Raw genomic sequence first — 20,713 nt, 5'->3', positions numbered from 1 at the left:
ACTTGATGGTAAAAAGGAAAAAAGTTAAACAACCATTATAGCGGTCACGTCCAACGACTGCCACCGAATGGTTAGATGGTGATCAGTGGTCGTGGTTTCAAGTCGTCGCCGAAAAAATCCTTTGCTTCCAACCTTCTTTCACGGAACCTCCTGATTCGTTCGTAATTGTGATGTCGCTTATCCGTGTTTTCCCTGACCCGCAGCCAACGAGGCTTTGAGCTGTTGACGCTCTTCCGGGCTCAGATCGGCGAAATTCAGGTCCCGGGCCTTTTCGGCCAGCGCCCGCAGGCGTTGCTTTTGTCGCGCCTCGTCGTTCGGGGCCAGCAGCGCACGGGCACTATCCAGTGCTTCCTCCCGCGCGGGCAGATGCTCAATGCCGTCGAACAGCGAGCGAAAACGCGCCTGGTCGTCCGGTGACCGGGCGAGCTGCTGGTAAACCTGCCGCCGGGTCTTGATGCCCTGGCGGCTGAGCCAGTCGGCAAACCCGGCGGCCTTGTCCAGTTGGCGGTTCTGACGGCACAGATCCTTCAGTTCCTCGGCCATCTCCGGAGCTTCCAGCATGGCCAGGCACAGCATGTGGTTCCTGCTCAGCCGGACCTGCACCCGTTCCTGTGGTTCGCCTCCGCCGGCGTTGCCGGACCGGTAACCGTCACGGCCGCCGGTCTTGTTCTGCCAGCGCCACGGTGGCCGACACAGCCGCATCATTTCCTGCCACATGGCGTTACGCAGGCTGCCCTGGGGCATGCGATTGAGCAGCGGTTCCACTCGCGCGCGCAGCTCACCCTGGTTTTCCGGCAGGGTCAGGTCCAGTCCTTCCTGCATGCGGTCAAACAGGTAGCGGGACAAGGGCCTGGCCTCGCTGATGCGACGCTCGAAGGCCTCGGCCCCTTCCTTGCGGATCAGGGTGTCCGGGTCTTCCTGGTCCGGCAACATCAGGAACTGCAGGTGAATGCCGTCTGCCAGCAATTCCAGTGCATTTTCCATGGCCCGGTCCGCAGCCCGGTACCCGGCGGTGTCGCCGTCAAAGCAGAACACCAGATGCCTTGTCTGCTTAAGCAGGGCGCTCAGGCTATCCTGATTGGTGGCGGTGCCCATGGCAGCCACGGCGTAGTGAATGCCGAACTGGGCCAGGGCGATCACGTCCATGTACCCTTCCACTACCAGCAGCTTGTCGACGCGGCGAAGCGCCTGACGTGCCTCGAACAGGCCGTAGATCTCGCGGCTCTTGTGGAACGCGTCCGACTCCGGCGAGTTGATGTATTTGGCCTTGTCATCCCCCAGTGTGCGACCGCCGAAGGCGACCGTACGGCCCCGGGTATTGCGGATCGGGAATATTACCCGGTTACGGAACAGGTCCCGGGGGCGCCCGTAACGATCCGATACCGTGCCGGTCTCGATCAGCGGTTTGCGCAGCTCCTCGCTGGCGGCGTTGTAAAGCGCCGTGCCAGCACCAGGGGCATAGCCGATCTGGTACAGGTCAATCACCTGCGCATCCAGGCCGCGCTCCGCCAGGTAGTCCCGTGCCAGAGCCCCCTCCGGACTGGCCAGGCGGTTCCGGTAGAACTGGTTGGCGAAATCCAGGGCGTCGGTCAGTGTCCGTGCCTGGCGGATCTGCTGGCTGGCCGCTTTGTCGTAGGGCACTTCCAGGCCTGCCCGGCGGGCCAGTTCCTCTACCGCGTCGGTGAAGTCCAGGCCCTCGAATTCCCGCACGAAGCTGATGGCGTCGCCATGCGCGCCGCACCCGAAACAGTGATAGAATCCCTTGTCCGGCCTGACGTTGAACGAGGGGGTCTTCTCATCATGGAAGGGGCAGCGGGCCTTGTAGTTGGCGCCGGCTTTCTTGAGGGTAATGCGGGAGCCAATAAGCTCGGCAAGGTCTGTCCTGTCCAGCAGGTTTTCAATAAATTGCTGGGGGATCAGTCCGCTCATGCCTACTCCTGAAGAGCCGCTAACTGCAATGGTTCGGTTTGGCGCCATAGCGCAAAATGCCGCCGGAGCACTGCCCCGACGGCATTGATATCACGCATGCCTGTCAGTATGGGGCTGACAGGTCTGTCGCGCCATGAACGGGTTCATAACCCTGCGTGAAGCAGGGCATGAATCTCGCTCTTAGTACAGGCGCTCGAACTTGCGCTGTTCCCGCTGAAGCTTCTTGAGATGACGCTTGACGGCAGCGGCAGCCTTGCGCTTGCGAACGGCAGTCGGCTTCTCGTAGTGTTCGCGACGACGAACCTCCGAGAGTACGCCTGCTTTCTCGCAGGAGCGCTTGAAACGACGCAGCGCTACGTCAAATGGTTCATTCTCTTTCACTTTAACAGCTGGCATTAAAGATCACCTACCTTGAATTCGGTTTGAAATATTGGACAAAAATCGGCCAGTCCTATTTAAGGGCGGCAATGATAGCGCCTGTGACGGCCCATCGTCAATTGCCCGGTGAAACTATCGGTACTCTTTCTGCTAGAATGCCGCCTGCTTTTTCCACTAGTGTCCCGTCTGGGTAATTCGTTAACCTACTGCGTGACGCTGAGGCTTCTGGCCAAGGCGCCAGTCCGAAGGTGTGGTGGTTCCACATCAAGGGCTGGCAACACCGGCCAGAAGTTTCAGCGTCACGCCCTTCGGGAGCCACTGAGGACTTTGATAGCCGCGTTGCGTTGACTCGATTTGGAACCACCAAACCTTCGCCAACGCGCCTTGCTCTCAAAGTCCTCAGTGGCTCAGTAGGTCAACGAATTACCCAGACGGGACACTAAACCTGAGGTACTGGCCATGCTGATTCTGGGTATCGAAACGTCCTGTGACGAAACCGGTGTGGCGCTCTACGACAGCGAGCGTGGCCTGCTGGCCGATGCCCTGTTCAGCCAGACTGACCTGCATGCTGACTATGGCGGCGTAGTGCCGGAGTTGGCGTCGCGGGACCACGTCCGCAAACTGCTCCCGCTGTGTGACGAAGTGCTGGGCAAGGCCGGCTGCCAGCGCGCGGACATTTCGGGAATTGCCTACACCGCCGGCCCCGGCCTGGTGGGTGCCCTGATGGTGGGTGGTTCGCTGGCCCATGCCCTTGGCCTGGCCCTGGATGTGCCAGTGCTGGGTATCCATCACATGGAAGGCCATCTGCTGGCGCCGATGCTGGAGGAGAACCCGCCCGCCTTCCCGTTTGTGGCGCTGCTGGTTTCCGGCGGCCACACTCAGTTGGTAAAGGTGGAGGGCATCGGCCAGTACCAGTTGCTGGGTGAGTCGGTGGATGACGCGGCCGGCGAGGCTTTCGACAAAACCGCCAAAATGCTGGAGCTGGATTATCCAGGTGGCCCCCGGGTTGCGGCGCTGGCGGAGCAGGGCCGCGAAGGAATCTATCGTTTCCCGCGCCCGATGACGGACCGCCCGGGCCTGGAGTTCAGCTTCAGCGGGCTGAAGACCTTCACCCTCAATACCGTGACGGCCGAGAAAAAAGCGGATAACTGGAGCGACCAGACCCGGGCCGACATTGCCCTGGCATTTGAGAGCGCGGTGGTGGATACCCTGGTGATCAAGTGTCGCCGGGCCCTGGATGCGGCGGACTGTGACCGCCTGGTGATGGCCGGCGGTGTCAGTGCCAACCGCAGGTTGCGGGCGGCACTGGAAGCCATGGCCGGAAAACGGGGCGCATCGGTATTCTACGCGCGGCCCGAATTCTGCACCGATAACGGCGCGATGATCGCCTATGCGGGCTGCCAGCGATTGCTGGCGGGGCAACGGGATGGTGAGCGGATCGTGGCGCGGCCGCGCTGGCCCATGGATACCCTGCCGGGCCTGTCAGAGGAGCGCACTGACGGTCTGGTATAAAGAGGCCGCTAGAACCGGCTCTCGCGGCCCTGTGCCAGGCGTATCAGGTTGTTGCGGTGGCGTATCACGATGACAATGGCCAGCAGGCCGAACATGGGCAGGGTTTCCGGTTCGAGCAGGGCACTGATGACCGGGCCGGAGCCGAGCGCGATGACCGAGGCCAGGGCGGAGATCCGCCAGCGCCACAGCACCAGCAGCCAGATCAGCGCCAGCAATGAAGTGGTCAGCGGTGCCAGCACCAGGCCGGATCCCAGGGCTGTGGCCACGCCCTTGCCGCCCTGGAAACGGTACCAGACCGGTACCATATGGCCGGTGACCGCGCACAGGGCAACCATGGCCTGGGCGAATACGGAAAAGCCGAACTGCTGCGCCAGCCACACCGGTGCTGCGCCTTTCAGCGCATCCAGCAGCAGGGTGATGATGGCGGGCAGCGGTCCGCCACTGCGGTAGACATTGGTAGCACCGGGGTTGCGGGAACCCAGAGCGCGGGGGTCTGACAGTCCCGATAGCTGGCAGATGGGAATGGCAAACAGTACCGAGCCCAGCAGGTAGGCGAGGGCGCAGATAGCAATAAACAGAATGGGGTGGCTGGCTACATCCATGGTTGGTCGGGATATCCGTGCAGTACCTGAAGTCTGAAACCACCGACCTTATCCCGTTGCCAGCAACGGTTCAATCAGCAAATAGCTAAATCTGGAGACGGAACGCTTTGACCGACAGCGTATTGATCGAAGGCCTGGTCGTGGAGGCGGTGATTGGTGTCTATGATTGGGAGCGGGAGATTCGCCAGCAGCTGCGGGTGGATCTGGAAATGGCCTGGGATAACCGCCCCGCCGCCGCTTCCGATGAGGTTCGCCAGGCGCTGGACTATGCCGCCGTGAGTGAGCATGTGCAGAGCTTCTTCGAGGGCTGCCAGCCGGCATTACTGGAGACCGCGGCGGAAAAGCTGGCCGCCGATCTGATGGAAGCCTTCGCTGTTCCGGCGCTCCGTCTGACCCTGTGGAAACCCGGGGCGGTGCCAGCAGCTCATCAGGTGGGCGTGCGTATCCAGCGTGGTGACTGGCGATGAGCGGGATGGTGCAGGTTTTTATCGGAGTGGGCAGTAATGTCGACCGGGAGCGATATATTCGCGCCGGCCTGAATGCGCTGGCGCGGGAGTTCGGCGAGTTGCAGGTGTCGCCCGTCTATGAAAGCGAGGCTGTGGGCTTCGATGGCTCACCGTTCCTTAACCTGGTGGTCGGCGTCCGCACGGGCAAGACCGTGGCCGAACTGAGCCGCTGCCTGAAATCGATCGAAACGGATCATGGCTGCCAGGCCAATGCCCGCCGATTCAGCCCCCGCACGCTCGATCTGGATATCCTCACCTACGGTGACCTGGGCCAGCCCCGCGACGGGGTGGATATCCCGCGTGAGGAAATCCTGCTCAATGCCTTCGTGCTGAGACCTCTGGCGGACCTGGCGGGAGGCTGCCGGCACCCGGTCGACGGGCGCACCTACCGCGAGCTGTGGCAGTCCTACCGGAGTGATCAGAAACTATGGCCCGTGGACTTCCGCTGGCCATAGGCGCCCGTCATTCGCCCCGAAACAGTTTCATCAGTCCGGCGGTGGAGCTGTCCAGTGCCACATCGGTGATCCCCTCGTTCAGCTGCTGCAGGATGGGTTTGCCCAGTTGCTTGCCCAGTTCAACCCCCCACTGATCGAACGAGTTCAGATTCCAGATTACTCCCTGGACGAAGGTGCGGTGCTCATAAAGCGCCACCAGGGCGCCAATGGTTTCCGGCGACGCCTTGTCGAACACCAGGGTATTCGACGGTTTGTTGCCGGGGACGACCTTGTGGGGCGCCAGCCGGTCCACCTCGTCGGCAGGCAGCCCCTGATCCTGAAGCTCTGTGCGCGCCTCATCTTCGGTCTTGCCCTGCATCAGCGCCTGGCTCTGGGCCAGGCAGTTGGCGAACAGGGTGGCGTGGTGGTTGGCGACCGGGTTGTGGCTGTTCAGGGGGATGATGAAATCCGCTGGTGACAGCACGGTGCCCTGATGCAGCAGCTGGTGGTAAGCGTGCTGGCCATTGGCGCCGACCCCGCCCCAGATGACCGGACCGGTCGCATAGTCCACGGGCCGGCCATCACGATCAACCCGCTTGCCGTTGCTTTCCATGTCCAGTTGCTGGAGGTGGTTGGGCAGGTTCTTCAGGTATTCGTCGTAGGTGAGAATGGTATGGCTGTCTGCGCCCCAGAAATTCACATACCAGACGCCCAGCAGAGCCATCACCACTGGCATGTTGTCCTGCAGTGGAGCATGGCGGAAATGATTGTCCATGGCCCGGGCGCCGGCCAGCAGACGGCGAAAATGGTCCATGCCCAGGGTCAGGGCAATGGGCAGGCCGATGGCGGACCAGAGGGAATAGCGGCCGCCCACCCAGTCCCACATGGGAAAAATGGCATCGTCGTGAATGCCGAATTCCCTGGCTGCGGCGGCATTGGCGGTGACGGCTACAAAATGGTGCCCCAGGTCGGTGTCACTGGCACCGTTATCCCGCAGCCACTGCCGGGCCAGCTGGCTGTTGGCCAGGGTTTCCTGGGTGCTGAAAGATTTCGATTGTACCAGGAACAGGGTGGTTTCCGGCCTTACCTGGCGCAGCACTTCGCTGATATCCGTGCCGTCGATATTGGCCACGTAGTGGCACCGTATGCCTTCCCGGGCCAGCGGTTTGAGCGCCTCGGTGATCATGCGGGGCCCCAGATACGAGCCGCCAATACCGATCGATACGATGTCGGTCAGGGTATCGCCCCGGAACCCTGTCAGTTCACCCCCATGGACCCGTTCGACAAAGGATTCCATTCGGTCCAGGGTCGCCTGTACTTCCGGCACGATATTCTCACCGCTGACACGGATGTCGCTGCCCGCGGCCGCGCGCAGAGCGGTATGCAGGGCCGGGCGGTTCTCGGTGTTGTTGATGGCGGTGCCGGAGAACATGGCCTCGGTGGCGTCCGGCAACCCGCAGGCGCGGGCCAGGGCGGTCAGCAGGGGCAGAGTGTCATGGTTGATGCGGTTCTTTGAGTAGTCCAGCCGCAGTCCGGCGGCCTGAATGGAAAAGCGGTGGAACCGCTCCGGGTCGTCCCGGAACAGTGCTCGCATATGGGTGTCCGTCAGAGCGGCCTGATGCTCTCGCAGGGCCTGCCATTCCGGTTTCCACACCAGCGGTGAGCCTTCCGTTGTCATATCGCTTCCTTTCGCTGCAGGGCGTTAGCGTTCGACTGACAGGTTATCTATCAATCGTGTTGTTCCCAGGAAAGCCGCCGCCAGCGCAGTAATCTGGCGGTCTCCGGGTGTTGCCGGTTTCAGGGTGAGGCTGTTGACGATGTTGAAGTAGTCCGGTCGCAAGCCTTCGGCGATGAGCTTTTCACGGGCGGTAGCTTCCAGGGTGGCGAAGTCGTCATTGCCTTCGGCAATGGACTTGCCCGTCTCTGACAGTACTCGATGCAAGGCAGGTGCCACTTTGCGTTCGCTGGAGGAAAGATAGCCATTGCGTGAGCTCATGGCCAGTCCGTCGGTCTCCCGCATGGTGGGCAGGCCGATGACGTCCACCGGGATGAACAGGTCCTGCACCAACTTGCGGATGACGGCCAGCTGCTGGTAGTCCTTTTCACCGAACACGGCGACGTCCGGCTGCACCATATTGAACAGCATGGTCACCACCGTGGCGACGCCATCAAAGTGACCGGGACGACTGGCCCCGCAGTGGCCTTCACTGACCTCCGGCACTACCACCTGGGTCTGGCGGGCGAGACCATCCGGGTATACGTCCTGCACCGTGGGTGCAAACAGCAGGGTGTTGCCCTCGGCCTCCAGCTTGCGCTGGTCGTCCGCCAGGGTGCGGGGATAGGCATCCAGGTCCTCGCCGGCGCCGAACTGCATGGGGTTGACGAAGATGCTGGTGACCACCACATCCGACGCTTCCCGGGCCCGGCGAACCAGCGCCAGGTGGCCCTTGTGCAGGTTGCCCATGGTGGGTACCAGGCCCACCCGTTTGCCCTGAGTGCGATAGCTGCGGATAACCGCCCTGAGTTCCTTGATAGTATGTACGGTACGCATTACTTGAACGTATGCTCCTCGCCGGGGAAAGTGCGGTCACGAACAGCCTTGACGTAGGCCTCGATCGCGCCGGGAATACTGCCGCCTTCGGCCAGGAAGTTCTTGACGAATTTGGCCTTGCGACCTTCCGGAATGCCCAGCATGTCGTGGAGCACCAGCACCTGGGCGTCGGTGTCCTTACCGGCACCGATGCCGATCACCGGCGCCTGGACCGCCTGGGTAATGCGGGCCGCCAGGGGAGCTGGTACGCATTCCAACAGGATGACATCGGCCCCGGAGGCCACCAGGTCACTGGCGTGTTCAATCATCAGTTCCGCCTGTTTCTCGTCGCGACCCTGCACTTTGTAGCCGCCCAGTTTGTTGACGAACTGGGGCGTCAGGCCCAGGTGGGCGCAGACCGGCACGCCCCGCTCGCTGAGGGCGGTGATGGTTTCTTTCATCCAGTCACTGCCTTCCAGCTTGACCATATGGGCGCCGGCGCGCATCAGCTCCGCCGCGTTGTCCAGGGCATCCGGGACGGTGCCGTAGCTCATGAAGGGCATGTCGGCCATGATCAGCGCGCCCTGGTTACCGGCGGCCACACAGCGGGTGTGATAGCACATTTCCTCGAGGGTGACCGGCAGGGTGCTGTCGTTGCCCTGCAGGACCATGCCCAGTGAGTCGCCTATGAGGATGACGTCGACACCGGCTTCGCTGACAACCTGGGCAAACGCCGCGTCATAGGCGGTGAGCACGGCAAAGGCTTCGCCCTTGTCCTTGTAGTCTCGCAGGGTGTTGATGGTAACGGCCATAGATAAGACGCCTTTACTGGAATGATGTGGCAGGTTGAGCGTTGCAATCCCTGAAGCTTATCGCAAGTAGCTTTTCCGGGCATTCACCAAGGTTAATGGTGGCGCGATGACGAGGCAAGGGGCGGTTCCAGTCGCTGCAGATGGCTGTCAGTGCATAGCGCAAGAAGCTCGTCGATCCTGCGGCCATCCGGCAGTGTCACCCCGGGGTTAATGTCCAGCATCGGGCGCAGCACGAAGTCCCGGTCGGGGATGCCGGGGTGAGGCACTGTCAGGCGCTCGGTATTCAGCGTTTCGCGACCGTAAAGCAGCAGGTCCAGGTCCAGGGTTCGAGGGCCCCAGTGTCGTTCGCGAACCCGGCCATGTTGCTGCTCGAGCTGTTGTAGCTCGTCAAGCAGGGATTCCGCCGGCAGGCTGGTCTGCAGCAGGGCCACGCCATTGACAAAATCCGGCTGGTCCTGGGGGCCCATGGGGCGACTGCGGTAGAAAGGAGACTGGCTGAGCAGGGTGGTGCGGGGCAGCATGGCCAGGCCGGTGACAGCGCTGGCCAGTTGCTGGAGTGGCTCCTCCAGGTTGCTGCCGAGCCCGATCCAGGCCTCGACCTGTCTGCTCACCCGTCTTGCCTCTGGCTGGCCGGCTTGCGACCCCGACGACGCTTGCGCGGCCCTTGCTGGCCCAGCTGGCTGAGCATCCGCTCACGCTCACGGTCATCCGCGGCCTGGAAATCCGTCCACCACTGGCCGAGCCCGGGCTCGATCTCGCCGGCCGCTTCCCGCACCAGCAGGAAGTCGTAGGCGGCCCGGAACCTGGGGTGGTCCATGATCGCGTAGGCCCGCTTGCCCTGGCGCCGGGGCAGGCGCATCTGCAATTCCCAGATTTCTTTCATCGGGCCCGAGAAGCGCTTGGGGATGGAAATGGCCTGCACCTGCCGGCCAATTACCTTGCCAATGGACTGATGCAGTGCCGGCTGTGCCGGTTCGCCATTGTCCTGTCGACGCTGCCATTCCGCCTGCAGGGCGGGCCAGAGCAGGGCGGCAAACATGAAGTAGGGCGTCACCGACTTGCTCTGCCGAAGCCGGTCGTCGGTGTTCTGCAGGGCCTTGACGATCAGCTCATCCGGCTGGCCCTCGTCAATGGCGCGGACTGTCTCCGGGAACAGGGGGGCCAGCAGGTCGTACTGCTGCAGCAGGTACCAGGTGGCCTCCCCATAGCCGGCGGAAAACAGTTTGAGTACTTCCTCGAACAGGCGTGCGGGGGGGATATGAGTCAGCAGCGGAGCCAGTTCGCGAATGGGTGCTTCGGTGACGGGTTCGATGGTAAAACCGAGTTTGGCGGCAAAGCGCACCGCCCGCAGCATACGTACCGGGTCCTCGCGATAGCGGGTTTCCGGGTCGCCGATCAGTCTCAGCTGGCGGTTGTCCAGATCTTCGACGCCGCCGGCGTAATCAACGATGGTGAAATCGCGGATGCAGTAGTACAGGGCGTTGACGGTAAAGTCCCGTCGCAGGGCATCTTCCTGCTGGTTGCCGTAAACGTTGTCCCGCAACAGCAGGCCATGCTCGTTGGTCTTGCGGTCATCGTCATCATCCGCGTCGTCATTGCCGGCGTTGCCGCGAAAGGTGGTCACCTCGATGACTTCGCGGCCGAACAGTACATGGACAATGCGGAAGCGTCGACCGATCAGGCGGGAGTTGCGAAACAGTTCGTGCACCTCCTCCGGCGTGGCGTCGGTGGCGATATCGAAATCCTTGGGCTGTTCTCCCAGCAGGATGTCACGGACGCCGCCGCCCACCAGGTAGGCTTCGAAGCCCGCCTTGTTGAGGCGGTTGAGCACCTTCTTTGCCGGCTCGCTGATCATCGAGCGTGACACGTTGTGCTGGTCCCTCGGGATTTCCCGACGCTGGTAGACCGGTCTCGCCGGGGCTTTCGAGGGAAACAGGGCGCGAACTTTTTTCTGTATGTTTCTCAGCATTGAAATCCATGAACTGCTTGTTGGTGGCCCGGCTCCGGGGCTGACCGTGGTTTGACGTTGGCTGGACGGACGCGGTCTTTTGGCCGGCGCCATCCTCGCAGGAGGGAGAGTTTAACGGTTTGCGCAGGATTTGCCCATGTTGGCGTCTGTTACCGGTGGGGGAGGGCCAGAAAATCAAAAGGCGGGAACGCTGTTGCGAACCCGCCCTGTAAGATTAGACGATCTGCATTGTTTTTGTTGTTGCGGTTATTATTGTTGGCAGGTCATTTGCCTGCTTTGACCTCATTGGAGGCCTTCAATCCTGCAAACGGAACGCTTTGAACACAGAGAGCGGTAGTGACTGCATGATCACTTTCAGCAGTTGTAGCGACACCTCAAGGGCGTTTCTTCTCTACGACTGCAGCTCTCACAAGCCAGGGCACCACTAAAAAGCTCAGTACCCAAAACACTCAGTTCGCTCACGCCCTGTTGTTGTTCTTGTTGCCGGGCGCTTTTTCTGCAGCTTTTTGTTTTTGTTGTGGCGCTGCGTTGTCACATTGTTTTTGTTGTTGTGCACCAAAGGTATTGCAGTGCGCGTGCCAGTTTTACCAAAGTCTTTAAAAACAACATATTAGAAATTTTTAATGGATTTTGGGAATAAAAACCCCGCGCTTAGTGTTACTCATGTCTCGGTTATCCATTATCTTGTGTTTCGTGCGGTAACACTGGGTAACACCTCAAGTGTTACCGGTGCGGTAACACCTGGGTAACACTCCCATAACGATTGCAGGTCGAGGGGGCAGGAGGCAAAGGTAGGGGGTCAGCTCTTCTTGCGGGGGATGCCCAGGCGCTGGCGGCGCTCCCAAAGGGACTTTCGGCTGATGCCCAGCTTCTGGGCGAGCTCGGTTTCGCTCATGCGGTCCTGGTTCTCCAACACAAAGTGCTGGAAGTAATCTTCCAGTGACAGGTCGCTGCCCGAGTCTGCCTCCCGTGAAGGCGGTGGCGTCTGCTCGTTGTCACCCTCCACGAGACTGCTGGGTATGTTGTAGTCATCGCCTGTTTCAATGTCCAGGTCCAGTTGATCCGGGGCGATAACATCGCCATCGGCCAGGATGGAAGCCCGTTCTATGGCATTTTCCAGCTCCCGCACGTTGCCTGGCCAGCGGTGTCGCTCCATGGCTTTCATGGCTTCCGGGGTCAGGCTGAGGCCGGGTTTGCCCATCCGGTCTGCCTGTCGTGCCAGAAAACGTTTGGACAGGCCCAGGACATCGCCCTGGCGTTCCCGCAGGGGCGGAATGCGGATCTGCATCACGTTCAGGCGGTAGTACAGGTCTTCCCGGAACTCGCCGGTGCGGGTCATGGCCTTCAGGTTGCGGTGGGTGGCGGCAATCATGCGCACGCTGACCTGGCGGCTCTGGGTGGACCCCACCTTGCGGATCTCTCCTTCCTGTAATACCCGCAACAGTCGCGCCTGGGCTTCAGGGGGCAGTTCCCCGATCTCGTCCAGGAACAGGCTGCCGCCGTCGGCGGCTTCAACCAGGCCGGTGCGGGCTGAAACCGCGCCAGTGAAGGCACCCTTCTCATGACCAAACAGTTCCGACTCGATCAGGCTTTCCGGAATCGCGGCGCAGTTAACCGAAATCAGCGGGTGGCTGGCCCTCGGTGACAGCAGATGCAGGGCGCGGGCGGCCAGTTCCTTGCCGGTGCCGGACTCACCCTGAATCAGCACGGTGGTTTCCGTGGGGGCGACCTTGCGAATCAGGGTAAATACCCGCTGCATGGCCGCGCATTGCCCGTACATGATGTCTGCCGGGTCGCTGCCAGAGCTGTCGGTACCGCTGGCTTCCTGCTCACCGGGTGTGGCCGCACGGGTGTTTTCCGCCAGGATACCTGCCACCGCAGAGAGCATTTCGTCATGGTCGAAGGGCTTGGCGATGTATTCCACAGCGCCTTTTTTCATGGAGTCCACCGCCGAGCGCAGGCTGGCGTAACTGGTCATGATCAGTACCGGCACCCCCGGAGCGTGGCCAATCAGGCTGGTGCCGGCTTCCCCGGGCAGGCGCAGGTCGGAGATGATCAGATCAAACGCGTCGAGATCATATTCGCCGGTGGCCCCTTCGACCGAGTCGGCCACGGCTACCTCATAGCCATTGTGCTGGAGCAGCTTGCGCAGAGCCGCGCGGATGATCTCTTCGTCTTCTACAATCAGTATTCGATGCATCGTCTCTGTCATGACTCCTGGTAATCCCCTTCACCACTGTCGTCGTCGGCTTCGTAGGCGGGCAGTTTCAGCCGCACCAGAGTACCACGCCCGCTCTGGGCGTCGGCGGGGCTTTCCACATTGATGGTGCCGTAGTGTTCCTCGACTATGCTGTACACCAGTGACAGCCCAAGGCCCGTGCCCTGGCTGGCGCCCTTGGTGGTATAGAAGGGCTCGAAGATGTGGTCGAGCTGTTCAGTGGGTATGCCGGTACCTTGATCGGTGACCTCGATGATAGCGGAGTATTCGTCGCGGTTTCCACTGATCCTGATGCGCCCACCTTCCGGTGACGCGTCCCGGGCATTGGCCAGCAGGTTGACAAACACCTGCACCAGCCGTTGCTCGTCACCGAGGATCATCAGATCCTCGGGGCACTCGTTGATGTAGTCAAGCCTGCGGCCCGTGTCGCTCAGGGACAAGAGGTTCACGGATTCATCCACGCAGCGGCGGATCTGCACCGGCTCATAGCGGTTGGCCTGGGCGTGGTTGCCGGTGCGGGCGAAATTCATCAGCGACTGCAGAATATTGGAGATGCGTCTCGTCTGTTGCTGAATCTGGTCCGCGGTTTCCAGAATGTCGGGGTTGTCGGTTTCCAGCTTCAGGTTCTGGGCCAGAGAAGAAATGCCGGTGACCGGGTTGCCCACCTCATGGGCCACGCCGGCAGCCAGCCGGCCCACCGATGCCAGCCGCTCGCTGTGCATCAGCTCGTCTTCCAGCAGCCGGGTTTCGGTCTGGTCTTCCACCAGGATGATGCTGCCACCTTCGGCGTGGTCCGGGCCAGCCAGCGCTGCCTTGTGAAGGTTCAGCCAGTGGGGGCGCCCCTTCAGGTCCAGCCGGTGCTTGTAACGGCGCAGGTCGGGCCCGAGCACGAACTCTTCCAGCAGGCTCCGCCAGTGCGAGGGCAGAGCCTGCAGGCGGGCGCCCACTATCTCGTCGGCGGAGATGCTGGTGAGCTCCGCCATAGCCTGATTCCACATCAGGACTTCTCCGTCATCGCCCACCGAGCAGGCGGGAATGGGCAGGTTCTGCAGGGTCTGCCGGTAGTGACGCCGCAGGTTGTCCAGTTCGCCGGCAAGGCCGGTCAGCCGGTTTTCGTACTCCCCCAGGGCCCGTTCCACGTACTGTATGTCCTGGGCTGTGCGGCTGCTGGCCATGGGTTTGAAGCCCAGGTGACGCTGCACCAGGTCCTGGGCCACGGACGGCCCCATCAGGCCGGACAGGTTGATCTCTATCTGGTCTCTCAGTCGCCGTAGCTGGTACGGTCGGTATTCCACCGGTGGCAACTCCAGCTGTTCCAGGGCCCGCACCACTTCCCGTTTGGCCACGGTGTAACCGAGGGGCTCTGAGAGCTGGCGCACGAAATCCGCGGACGACGCGGCAATCAGTTCCCGCCGTTGCGGCCGGGACAGGGCACCCAGTGAACAGGCCTGGGCCGCCCCGGTTTCCTCGGGGCTGGTGGGGCTGATGATGGACACCAGGGCAAAGATGACAACGTTCACCCCGAGGCTGATAAAGGTGAAGATGTGCCAGTTGTCGTATTCCGGGTCAACGGGCAGCATCGACACCCAGCTCAGCGGATCGGCGGTATGGGACAGTGGCAGTACCAGGGTGATCGCCCACAGGAACAGGCCGGCCAGCAGGCCACTGATCAGGCCCTTGCGGTTGCCTTCCGGCCAGTAGATCACGCCCAGGGCCCCGGGCAGCAAGTGCAGCACGCCGGACAGGGCCAGAATGCCCAGGGTGGACAGGTCCAGGTCACGCCCCAGCAGTTCGTGGAAAAGCAGCGCGGCAAAGATGATCACCGCGATCAGGATGCGCTTGGTCCAGCGCAGCCAGCGGTAGATGTCCTGCTGGTCCCGGGGGGTGCGCAACGGCAGTACCACATGGTTCAGTACCATGCCGGCCAGGGCCAGGGTGCTGACAATCATCAACCCGCTGGCGGCGGACAGGCCGGCGACATACATCAGTATGGTCAGCCACGGGTTGCCCAGGGCCTGGGCGGTGCTGATGGCATAGAGTGCCGGCTCGTCCCTCACCGGCAGGGCCATGCCGCCCCAGAGAATCAGCGGTACCGGCAGAGCCAGCAATAACAGGTAGAGCGGCAGCCCCCAGCTTGCCCGCGACAGGGATCGGGGGCTGGGGTTCTCGCTGAAGATCATGTGGTACATGTGCGGCAGCACCAGGGCACCGGCAAAGGACATCAGCATCAATGCCCGCCAGCTGCCATCGTCGACGCTCAGGCTCAATGCACTGACGCCCGGCGCCGGCATCGCCAGCCACTCCTCAAGCCCGCCGAGGCCATCGAACACCGAGAACAGGATGGTGCCCCCCAGCAACAGCATCGCGCCGAGTTTGACGATGGAGTCGAAGGCAATGGCGACCACCAGCCCCTGGTGACTGCCTGATGCCTGATCCCGGCGGGAGCCGAAGAGCATAGCAAACAGCACCACGATAATACTGAACAGGATGCTGATCACCTCCGGCGACGCGTCCGGTGTCAGCAGGTTGGCGCTGTCAGCCACTGCCTTGATCTGCATGCTCAGCAGGGCCATCAGCGAAATGCCGGAGGTCAGTGTGACCAGAGTGCCGGCCCACTGGCTTCGGTAACGGAAGGCGAACAGGTCGGCCAGTGAGGTGAGCTGGTAGGCCCGGCCTATACGCATGATCGGGTTCAGCAGCACCGGCGCCAGCAGGAACGCACCGCTGATGCCCAGGTAATAGGCCAGGAAGCCGTAACCATATTCGGCGGCTACCCCGACCGCACCATAGACGGCCCAGGTGCCGGCATAGACGCCGAGACTGAGTGTATAGACCAGGGGGTGGCGCACCCAGCGCCCGGGCAGCCGGCCCCGCTCGGTGGCATAAGCGATACCAAACAGCGTCAGCAGGTAACCCAGACTGATGACAACCAATACAGGCAGGCTAAAACTCATTGGGATCCCGTTGCCATTCCAGCCAGATACCAACGGCAATCAGGCTGCTCCAGAAGAGGTAGGGGGAGTACCAGGCATTATCCGGCGATACCCACCAGTCCAGGATGTTGGGTGAAAAGATATAAACAGCCAGAACCAGCAGAAAAACCAGGCGATAGATATACATCAGATGTTTATCCGGGCCGTTGATTCCGGGGTTTATACCATGGGCCAGGGGTAACTGTCAGGTTGCTGGTGTTTGCTCCGGCCCGTGATGGCTGATTTCACGGCTCCCGGGTGTGCTGCAGGGGAATCCGCTCCAGCGACCAATGCTCAATGGCCCAGGTCAGTATCCGTGCAGGCGTATCACCTCGCAGCGTCTGCGGTGGCTGCTGGCCAAGAGCGCACAGCGCATGCCACAGGTTCTGCCCTGGCTGGCTGTCGTCCAGCGCCGGAGCATGGTTCTGCTTGCTCAGTTTCTGGCCCTGGTTGTTGAGCACCACGGGAATGTGGGCCCAGCCGGGGGCGGTGCCCGCCAGGGCCAGGCATATCTGACGTTGCTGGGCGGTGGTCTCCAGCAGGTCTGATCCCCGTACTACATCGGTGATGCCCTGGTCGATGTCGTCCGCCACCACGGCCAGTTGATAGGCGACAAAGCCCTCCTTGCGGATAATCACCGGATCGTCCACTTCGGCCCGGACGCTCTGGTGCTGAGTACCAAGAATCCGGTCGTGCCACTGGGCGTTCTCGTTATTGAGGGCAAAGCGGATGGCCAGGGGCCGGTCCGGGGGCAGGGGGCCACCGCTACGACAGTGAAAGGGGTGATGCCCTTCGTTGGCCTTCAGCTCCTTGCGGGAGCAGCCGCAGTAGTAGGCCCGGCCCTGCTCCACCAGCCGGTCGGCCAGTTGCCGGTAAATCTCAAGCCGGGTCGACTGGTAGCGGACTTCGCCATCCCGGTGCAGCTGATGCCGTGCCAGGCTGTGCAGGATGTGTTCGGTTGCCTCCGGACTCTCCCGCAGGGGGTCGAGATCTTCGACCCGCACCAGCCACTGGCCGTTGCGGCTGCGGGCTTCCAGGTAGCTGGCAAGAGCGGTAACCAGTGAGCCGAAGTGCAGGGGGCCAGTGGGTGAGGGGGCGAAACGCCCGCGATACCCGGTAGCAGTCATGGAAGGCATTCCTGCGTGAGGGCCGGTTGACCCTCACGTCGATGTCGGTCTGGCGGTATCAGATGCCGGTCTGGCGCTCGCGGATCTCGGCCAGGGTCTTGCAGTCGATACACAGGGTGGCGGTAGGCCGGGCTTCCAGGCGACGAATGCCGATTTCGACACCGCACTGGTCGCAGAAGCCATAGTCGTCCTTGTCGATACGGTCGATGGTCTTGTCGATCTTCTTGATCAGTTTGCGTTCCCTGTCACGGGTGCGAAGCTCCAGAGAGAACTCTTCCTCCTGGGACGCACGATCGCTTGGGTCGGCATAGTTTGCTGCATCTTCCTGCATGTGATGCATGGTGCGGTCGACTTCTTCCATGAGCTCCTGCCGCCACTGCATCAGCAGGCCGCGGAAGTGTTGCAGCATCTCGGGGCTCATGTATTCTTCACCCTTGCTGACTTCATAAGGGGTGAAGTTGGTAAAACGCTCGCGTGTCTGTTCTGCGGTATTTGCCATGTGACCCGGCCTCTCTATTTAAACTCCAAAAGGGCGCAGTGTTGTTGCTTGTGTGCTGCGCCCGTCTGAAACAGGAACCTCACGGCTCCTCGGGAATCTGCGGAAAGTAGCAGATCTTATGCGGGGGCGCTAGTGTGCCGTGCGGTTAATTCGCTGATCTAATGAGCCCCTGAGGGCCTTGAGAGCAAGGCGCGGTGGCGAAGGTTTGGTGGTTCCAAATCGAGGCAGCGCAACGCGGCTATCAAGGCCCTCAGGGGCTCCCGAAGGGCGCGACGCTGGGACTTCTGGCCGGTGTTGCCAGCCCTTGATGTGGAACCACCACACCGGCGGACTGGCGCCTTGGCCAGAAGCCCCAGCGTCACGCAGTAGGTCAGCGAATTAACCGCACGGCACACTAGTGTCCTGAATCAAACATTGTACATCCTACCAACTGACCATGGGGACATCATGAATTTCCCGGAAACACTCGTCGAAGGCCGGCTGCTCAAACGATACAAACGGTTTCTTGCGGATGTGCGACTGCCAGATGGCGAAATCGTGACGGCCCACTGCCCCAACACCGGTTCCATGATGGGATGCCAGCCTGACGGCGCCCGGGTCTGGCTGAGCCCGGCAAGCAATCCGAAGCGCAAGCTGCGGTATACCTGGGAGCTGGTGGAAGCCTCGCCTGGCCAGCTGGCCTGCGTCAATACCGCTCGTCCCAACGCCCAGGCACGGGCTGCGGTGGAGGCAGGGGTCGTTACCGCGCTTGCGGGATATGGTTCGGTCCGGCCGGAAGTGCGCTATGGCGAGGAAAAAAGCCGTATTGACCTGCACCTGTCAGGCCACCCGGAACGGGCCGATGCCTGGGTAGAGGTCAAGAACGTCACCCTGTGCGAGGCCGGGGTGGGATATTTCCCGGATGCGGTCACCCTCCGCGGCCAGAAGCACCTGCGGGAACTGATGGCCCAGGTGCGAGCGGGAGATCGTGCGGTGCTGCTGTTCTGTGTCAATCACACCGCCGTCACGGAAGTGCGGCCAGCAGATCATATCGACCCGGTCTATGGCAGTCTGCTGCGGGAGGCCTCAGCGGCGGGCGTGGAACTCATGGCCTGGCAGGCAGAGCTGGCCCGGGATGGCAACCCGTCGGGCAGCCTGGCCCTGGTTCGTGAGCTGCCCGTGATGCTATAGCCGGGCTTCGATGCTGCCGTCAACGACTCGCAACGCCACCGCCATCAGCCGGTCGCCCTCGCAGGGCCCGGCAATGCAGTCACCGGATTCCGGAACGAACAGGGCGCCATGGTTGGCGCAATGAATAAAGCAATTGTCCAGGTCCATGAAACGCTCCGGCATCCAGTTCAGGGTGATGCCCAGGTGCGGACACTGGTTGCGATAGGCGTGCAGCTGGCCCTGGCGACGAAACACGAAGCAGGGCTGTTCGCCCAGGTGGAATTCCCGGAACTGTTCGTTGGCAATGTCCGCCTCCCGGCAGACAGCCACCCAGTTGCTGTCCGGACGCTTGTCAGACATAAGAAGCCGGTGATGTGCCGGACGGGATACCGGCCATCCCGAAGTGAGCACGGATGCGATGGGCCAACTCGCCGGCGGCCAGGCTTTCATCGGTGCGGATATGGATGGTATGCGATTTTTCCAGCTCGGACAGTGGCTCTTCCCACTGCTTTTGCTGTTCCAGCAGAGACTCGTTCGCTTCCGAAGCATCCCCCTGGCGGGCACGAATCCACTGGCGGCGGGTATCTTCCGGCGCTTCACAGTGGATAAGTGCGAACGGCATGCCGAGATTCTCCGCGACGCTGTCCAGCAGTTCCCGTTCGTTTTCCCGCAGGCAGGCAGCGTCGACGATCACCCCGAAGCCCGACTGCAGTAACTGTTTCGACAGATCCGCCAAACGATGGTAGGTCTTGCGGTTGGCTTCTTCGGTGTACAGGTTTTCGCCAATACCGGACCCGGAGGTGTCCAGCGGACCCATGCCGGCCATGCGTTTGCGTTCCACATCGGAGCGCAGCCGCACCAGGCCCAGTTCGCAGGCCAGGGCGTGGCTGACCGTGGACTTGCCGCTGGCGGACAGGCCGGTCGTGGCCAGCAGGTAGGGGAGCGGGATTTCCGTATAGTGCTCCGCCAGGTTGGCGTAGTCCCGGTATTTCTGCAGCAGGCCTTCTTTGTCCTGTTGCGACAGGCCCTCGTTACCGCGGGTGAACAGTGCAATCTTGGCCCGCACCAGGGCGCGATAGGCCTTGTACAACGGCAGCAGGGCCAGTCCGTCGAAGTCGCCACGCCATTCCAGGTAGGCGTTCAGGGTGTGGCTGGCCAGGGCGGATTCCCGGCGGGACTCCAGATCCATCAGCAGGAAGGCCAGATCATTGATTACATCGATCCAGCGGAAGGATTCGCTGAACTCGATGCAGTCGAACACCGTGACCTTGCCTTCGAAGGTGGTGATATTGGCCAGGTGCAGGTCGCCGTGGCACTCCCGCACGAAGCCGTCTTCCCGGCGTTGCGCAATCAGGTCCTGCTGGCGCTCGAAGGTGGCGCGGGTCCAGCCCTCCAGGGCGGAGAGCTGTTCCGTCAGCGCCGGGTCGCCATCCAGCAGCGGGCGGATCTGGTCAAAGTTTTCCTGCATGGCGGCGAACACGGCTTCCGGTGTGCCCAGGGGTTTGTCCTTCGGCACCGGTGGCAGCTGGTCGTGAAAACGGGCCGCCTGTTCGGCCAGCTCGCTGAGCAGCTCCGGGGTCAGTTCACCCCGCTCCTGCAGGCCGTCGAAAAGCTGGTCCTGGCGGAACTGGCGCATGCGGATGGCATACTCGAAGGGCTCGCCGCTGCCATTGAACTCCGGAGCTTCCGGGGTGCCGGTAATGGGCACCACCTCCAGATAGAGAGGCGCTGCCAGGCGCCGGTTCAGTCGCAACTCTTCCTCGCAGAAATGACGACGCTTTTCGAGGGTGGAGAAGTCCAGAAAGCCAAAGTCCATGGGTTTCTTGATCTTGTAGGCATAGTCGCCGGTAAGAATGACCTGTGAGATATGAGTTTCCAGTACCTGGAACCCCTCCACCGGATGGTCGTACAACGCCGGGTCTTGCAGATTTTCGATCAGGGTAGCGGCCGGTGCTTCGCTCACAGTGTACTCCTTGGTCAGTGTTAGGTCCGGAATGCCGTGACGGCACTATGATAACGGCCACATTACGCAAATAACACCGACAACGGATGACGGCGAGCGGTGTGGTTTGGTTA

The 20,713-nt window shown here is 61.8% G+C and carries 19 protein-coding genes; 4 read left to right on the top strand and 15 right to left on the bottom strand.

Annotated features, from left to right (window positions below; genetic code table 11):
* Positions 1-177 precede the first annotated feature (177 nt).
* Together dnaG and rpsU are read right to left on the bottom strand one after the other, a co-directional pair.
* On the bottom strand, positions 178-1,929 hold the full coding sequence (gene dnaG, locus IE079_RS16740) for a DNA primase (RefSeq protein ID WP_189578002.1): 1,752 nt from the start codon (positions 1,927-1,929) through the stop codon (positions 178-180).
* 180 nt (positions 1,930-2,109) lie between these two features.
* The gene (rpsU, locus tag IE079_RS16735) at positions 2,110-2,325 is read right to left on the bottom strand and encodes a 30S ribosomal protein S21 (RefSeq protein ID WP_007153483.1); all 216 of its coding nucleotides are present in this window, start codon (positions 2,323-2,325) and stop codon (positions 2,110-2,112) included.
* Between the two features lie 441 nt (positions 2,326-2,766).
* Between rpsU and tsaD the strand changes: the two genes are divergently transcribed.
* Positions 2,767-3,819: a tRNA (adenosine(37)-N6)-threonylcarbamoyltransferase complex transferase subunit TsaD gene (tsaD, locus tag IE079_RS16730; RefSeq protein ID WP_189578001.1), complete on the top strand. Its 1,053-nt coding sequence runs from the start codon at positions 2,767-2,769 to the stop codon at positions 3,817-3,819.
* Positions 3,820-3,827: 8 nt separating this feature from the next.
* Here the strand turns inward: tsaD and plsY are convergent, their stop codons facing one another.
* Positions 3,828-4,421 carry a glycerol-3-phosphate 1-O-acyltransferase PlsY gene (plsY, locus tag IE079_RS16725; RefSeq protein ID WP_189578000.1) on the bottom strand — a complete coding sequence of 198 codons (594 nt, stop codon included), beginning with the start codon at positions 4,419-4,421 and terminating at the stop codon, positions 3,828-3,830.
* Positions 4,422-4,528: 107 nt separating this feature from the next.
* Here plsY and folB point away from each other — a divergent pair, with 107 nt between their 5' ends.
* Positions 4,529-4,888: a dihydroneopterin aldolase gene (gene folB, locus IE079_RS16720; protein WP_189577999.1), complete on the top strand. Its 360-nt coding sequence runs from the start codon at positions 4,529-4,531 to the stop codon at positions 4,886-4,888.
* A complete protein-coding gene (gene folK, locus IE079_RS16715) occupies positions 4,885-5,382 on the top strand; it encodes a 2-amino-4-hydroxy-6-hydroxymethyldihydropteridine diphosphokinase (RefSeq protein ID WP_227712570.1) in 498 nt (165 codons plus the stop codon). Before folB ends, folK (IE079_RS16715) begins: the two co-directional genes overlap by 4 nt.
* A gap of 7 nt (positions 5,383-5,389) precedes the next feature.
* On the opposite strand, the gene pgi is transcribed toward folK (IE079_RS16715), so the two are convergent.
* The 10 genes from pgi to dksA all read right to left on the bottom strand — a co-directional run bounded on the left by pgi (position 5,390) and on the right by dksA (position 17,488).
* Positions 5,390-7,039, bottom strand: a complete 1,650-nt coding sequence (gene pgi, locus IE079_RS16710; protein WP_189577998.1) for a glucose-6-phosphate isomerase — start codon at positions 7,037-7,039, stop codon at positions 5,390-5,392.
* Between the two features lie 24 nt (positions 7,040-7,063).
* Positions 7,064-7,912: a pantoate--beta-alanine ligase gene (gene panC, locus IE079_RS16705; RefSeq protein ID WP_189577997.1), complete on the bottom strand. Its 849-nt coding sequence runs from the start codon at positions 7,910-7,912 to the stop codon at positions 7,064-7,066.
* Positions 7,912-8,703: a 3-methyl-2-oxobutanoate hydroxymethyltransferase gene (panB, locus tag IE079_RS16700; protein ID WP_189577996.1), complete on the bottom strand. Its 792-nt coding sequence runs from the start codon at positions 8,701-8,703 to the stop codon at positions 7,912-7,914. Before panB ends, panC begins: the two co-directional genes overlap by 1 nt.
* A gap of 92 nt (positions 8,704-8,795) precedes the next feature.
* On the bottom strand, positions 8,796-9,314 hold the full coding sequence (gene folK, locus IE079_RS16695; RefSeq protein ID WP_189577995.1) for a 2-amino-4-hydroxy-6-hydroxymethyldihydropteridine diphosphokinase: 519 nt from the start codon (positions 9,312-9,314) through the stop codon (positions 8,796-8,798).
* On the bottom strand, positions 9,311-10,672 hold the full coding sequence (pcnB, locus tag IE079_RS16690) for a polynucleotide adenylyltransferase PcnB (protein WP_189577994.1): 1,362 nt from the start codon (positions 10,670-10,672) through the stop codon (positions 9,311-9,313). The genes folK (IE079_RS16695) and pcnB overlap by 4 nt, the downstream gene beginning before the upstream one ends.
* 799 nt (positions 10,673-11,471) lie before the next feature.
* Positions 11,472-12,872: a sigma-54-dependent transcriptional regulator gene (locus tag IE079_RS16685; protein WP_189577993.1), complete on the bottom strand. Its 1,401-nt coding sequence runs from the start codon at positions 12,870-12,872 to the stop codon at positions 11,472-11,474.
* Between the two features lie 8 nt (positions 12,873-12,880).
* Complete coding sequence (locus tag IE079_RS16680) at positions 12,881-15,844, bottom strand: sensor histidine kinase (RefSeq protein WP_308427787.1); 2,964 nt, start codon at positions 15,842-15,844, stop codon at positions 12,881-12,883.
* Entirely contained in the window at positions 15,834-16,010 is a 177-nt protein-coding gene (locus IE079_RS16675) for a hypothetical protein (protein WP_189577992.1), read from the bottom strand. Before IE079_RS16675 ends, IE079_RS16680 begins: the two co-directional genes overlap by 11 nt.
* 97 nt (positions 16,011-16,107) lie before the next feature.
* Positions 16,108-16,989, bottom strand: coding sequence for a tRNA glutamyl-Q(34) synthetase GluQRS (gene gluQRS / locus IE079_RS16670; RefSeq protein ID WP_189577991.1), 882 nt, complete (start codon positions 16,987-16,989; stop codon positions 16,108-16,110).
* A 58-nt stretch (positions 16,990-17,047) separates the two neighbouring features.
* The gene (dksA, locus tag IE079_RS16665) at positions 17,048-17,488 is read right to left on the bottom strand and encodes an RNA polymerase-binding protein DksA (protein ID WP_189577990.1); all 441 of its coding nucleotides are present in this window, start codon (positions 17,486-17,488) and stop codon (positions 17,048-17,050) included.
* 447 nt (positions 17,489-17,935) lie between these two features.
* Here dksA and sfsA point away from each other — a divergent pair, with 447 nt between their 5' ends.
* Entirely contained in the window at positions 17,936-18,658 is a 723-nt protein-coding gene (sfsA, locus tag IE079_RS16660; protein WP_189577989.1) for a DNA/RNA nuclease SfsA, read from the top strand.
* Here sfsA and IE079_RS16655 read toward each other — a convergent pair.
* The gene (locus tag IE079_RS16655; protein ID WP_189577988.1) at positions 18,653-18,997 is read right to left on the bottom strand and encodes a Rieske (2Fe-2S) protein; all 345 of its coding nucleotides are present in this window, start codon (positions 18,995-18,997) and stop codon (positions 18,653-18,655) included. The genes sfsA and IE079_RS16655 overlap by 6 nt on opposite strands.
* Positions 18,990-20,600 carry a bifunctional aminoglycoside phosphotransferase/ATP-binding protein gene (locus tag IE079_RS16650; RefSeq protein WP_189577987.1) on the bottom strand — a complete coding sequence of 537 codons (1,611 nt, stop codon included), beginning with the start codon at positions 20,598-20,600 and terminating at the stop codon, positions 18,990-18,992. The genes IE079_RS16655 and IE079_RS16650 overlap by 8 nt, the downstream gene beginning before the upstream one ends.
* Positions 20,601-20,713: the final 113 nt, after the last annotated feature.

This window comes from Marinobacter zhanjiangensis (assembly GCF_014651935.1).
GTDB classification, from domain to species: domain Bacteria; phylum Pseudomonadota; class Gammaproteobacteria; order Pseudomonadales; family Oleiphilaceae; genus Marinobacter; species Marinobacter zhanjiangensis.
This window is presented reverse-complemented; position numbering and strand designations above follow the sequence as displayed.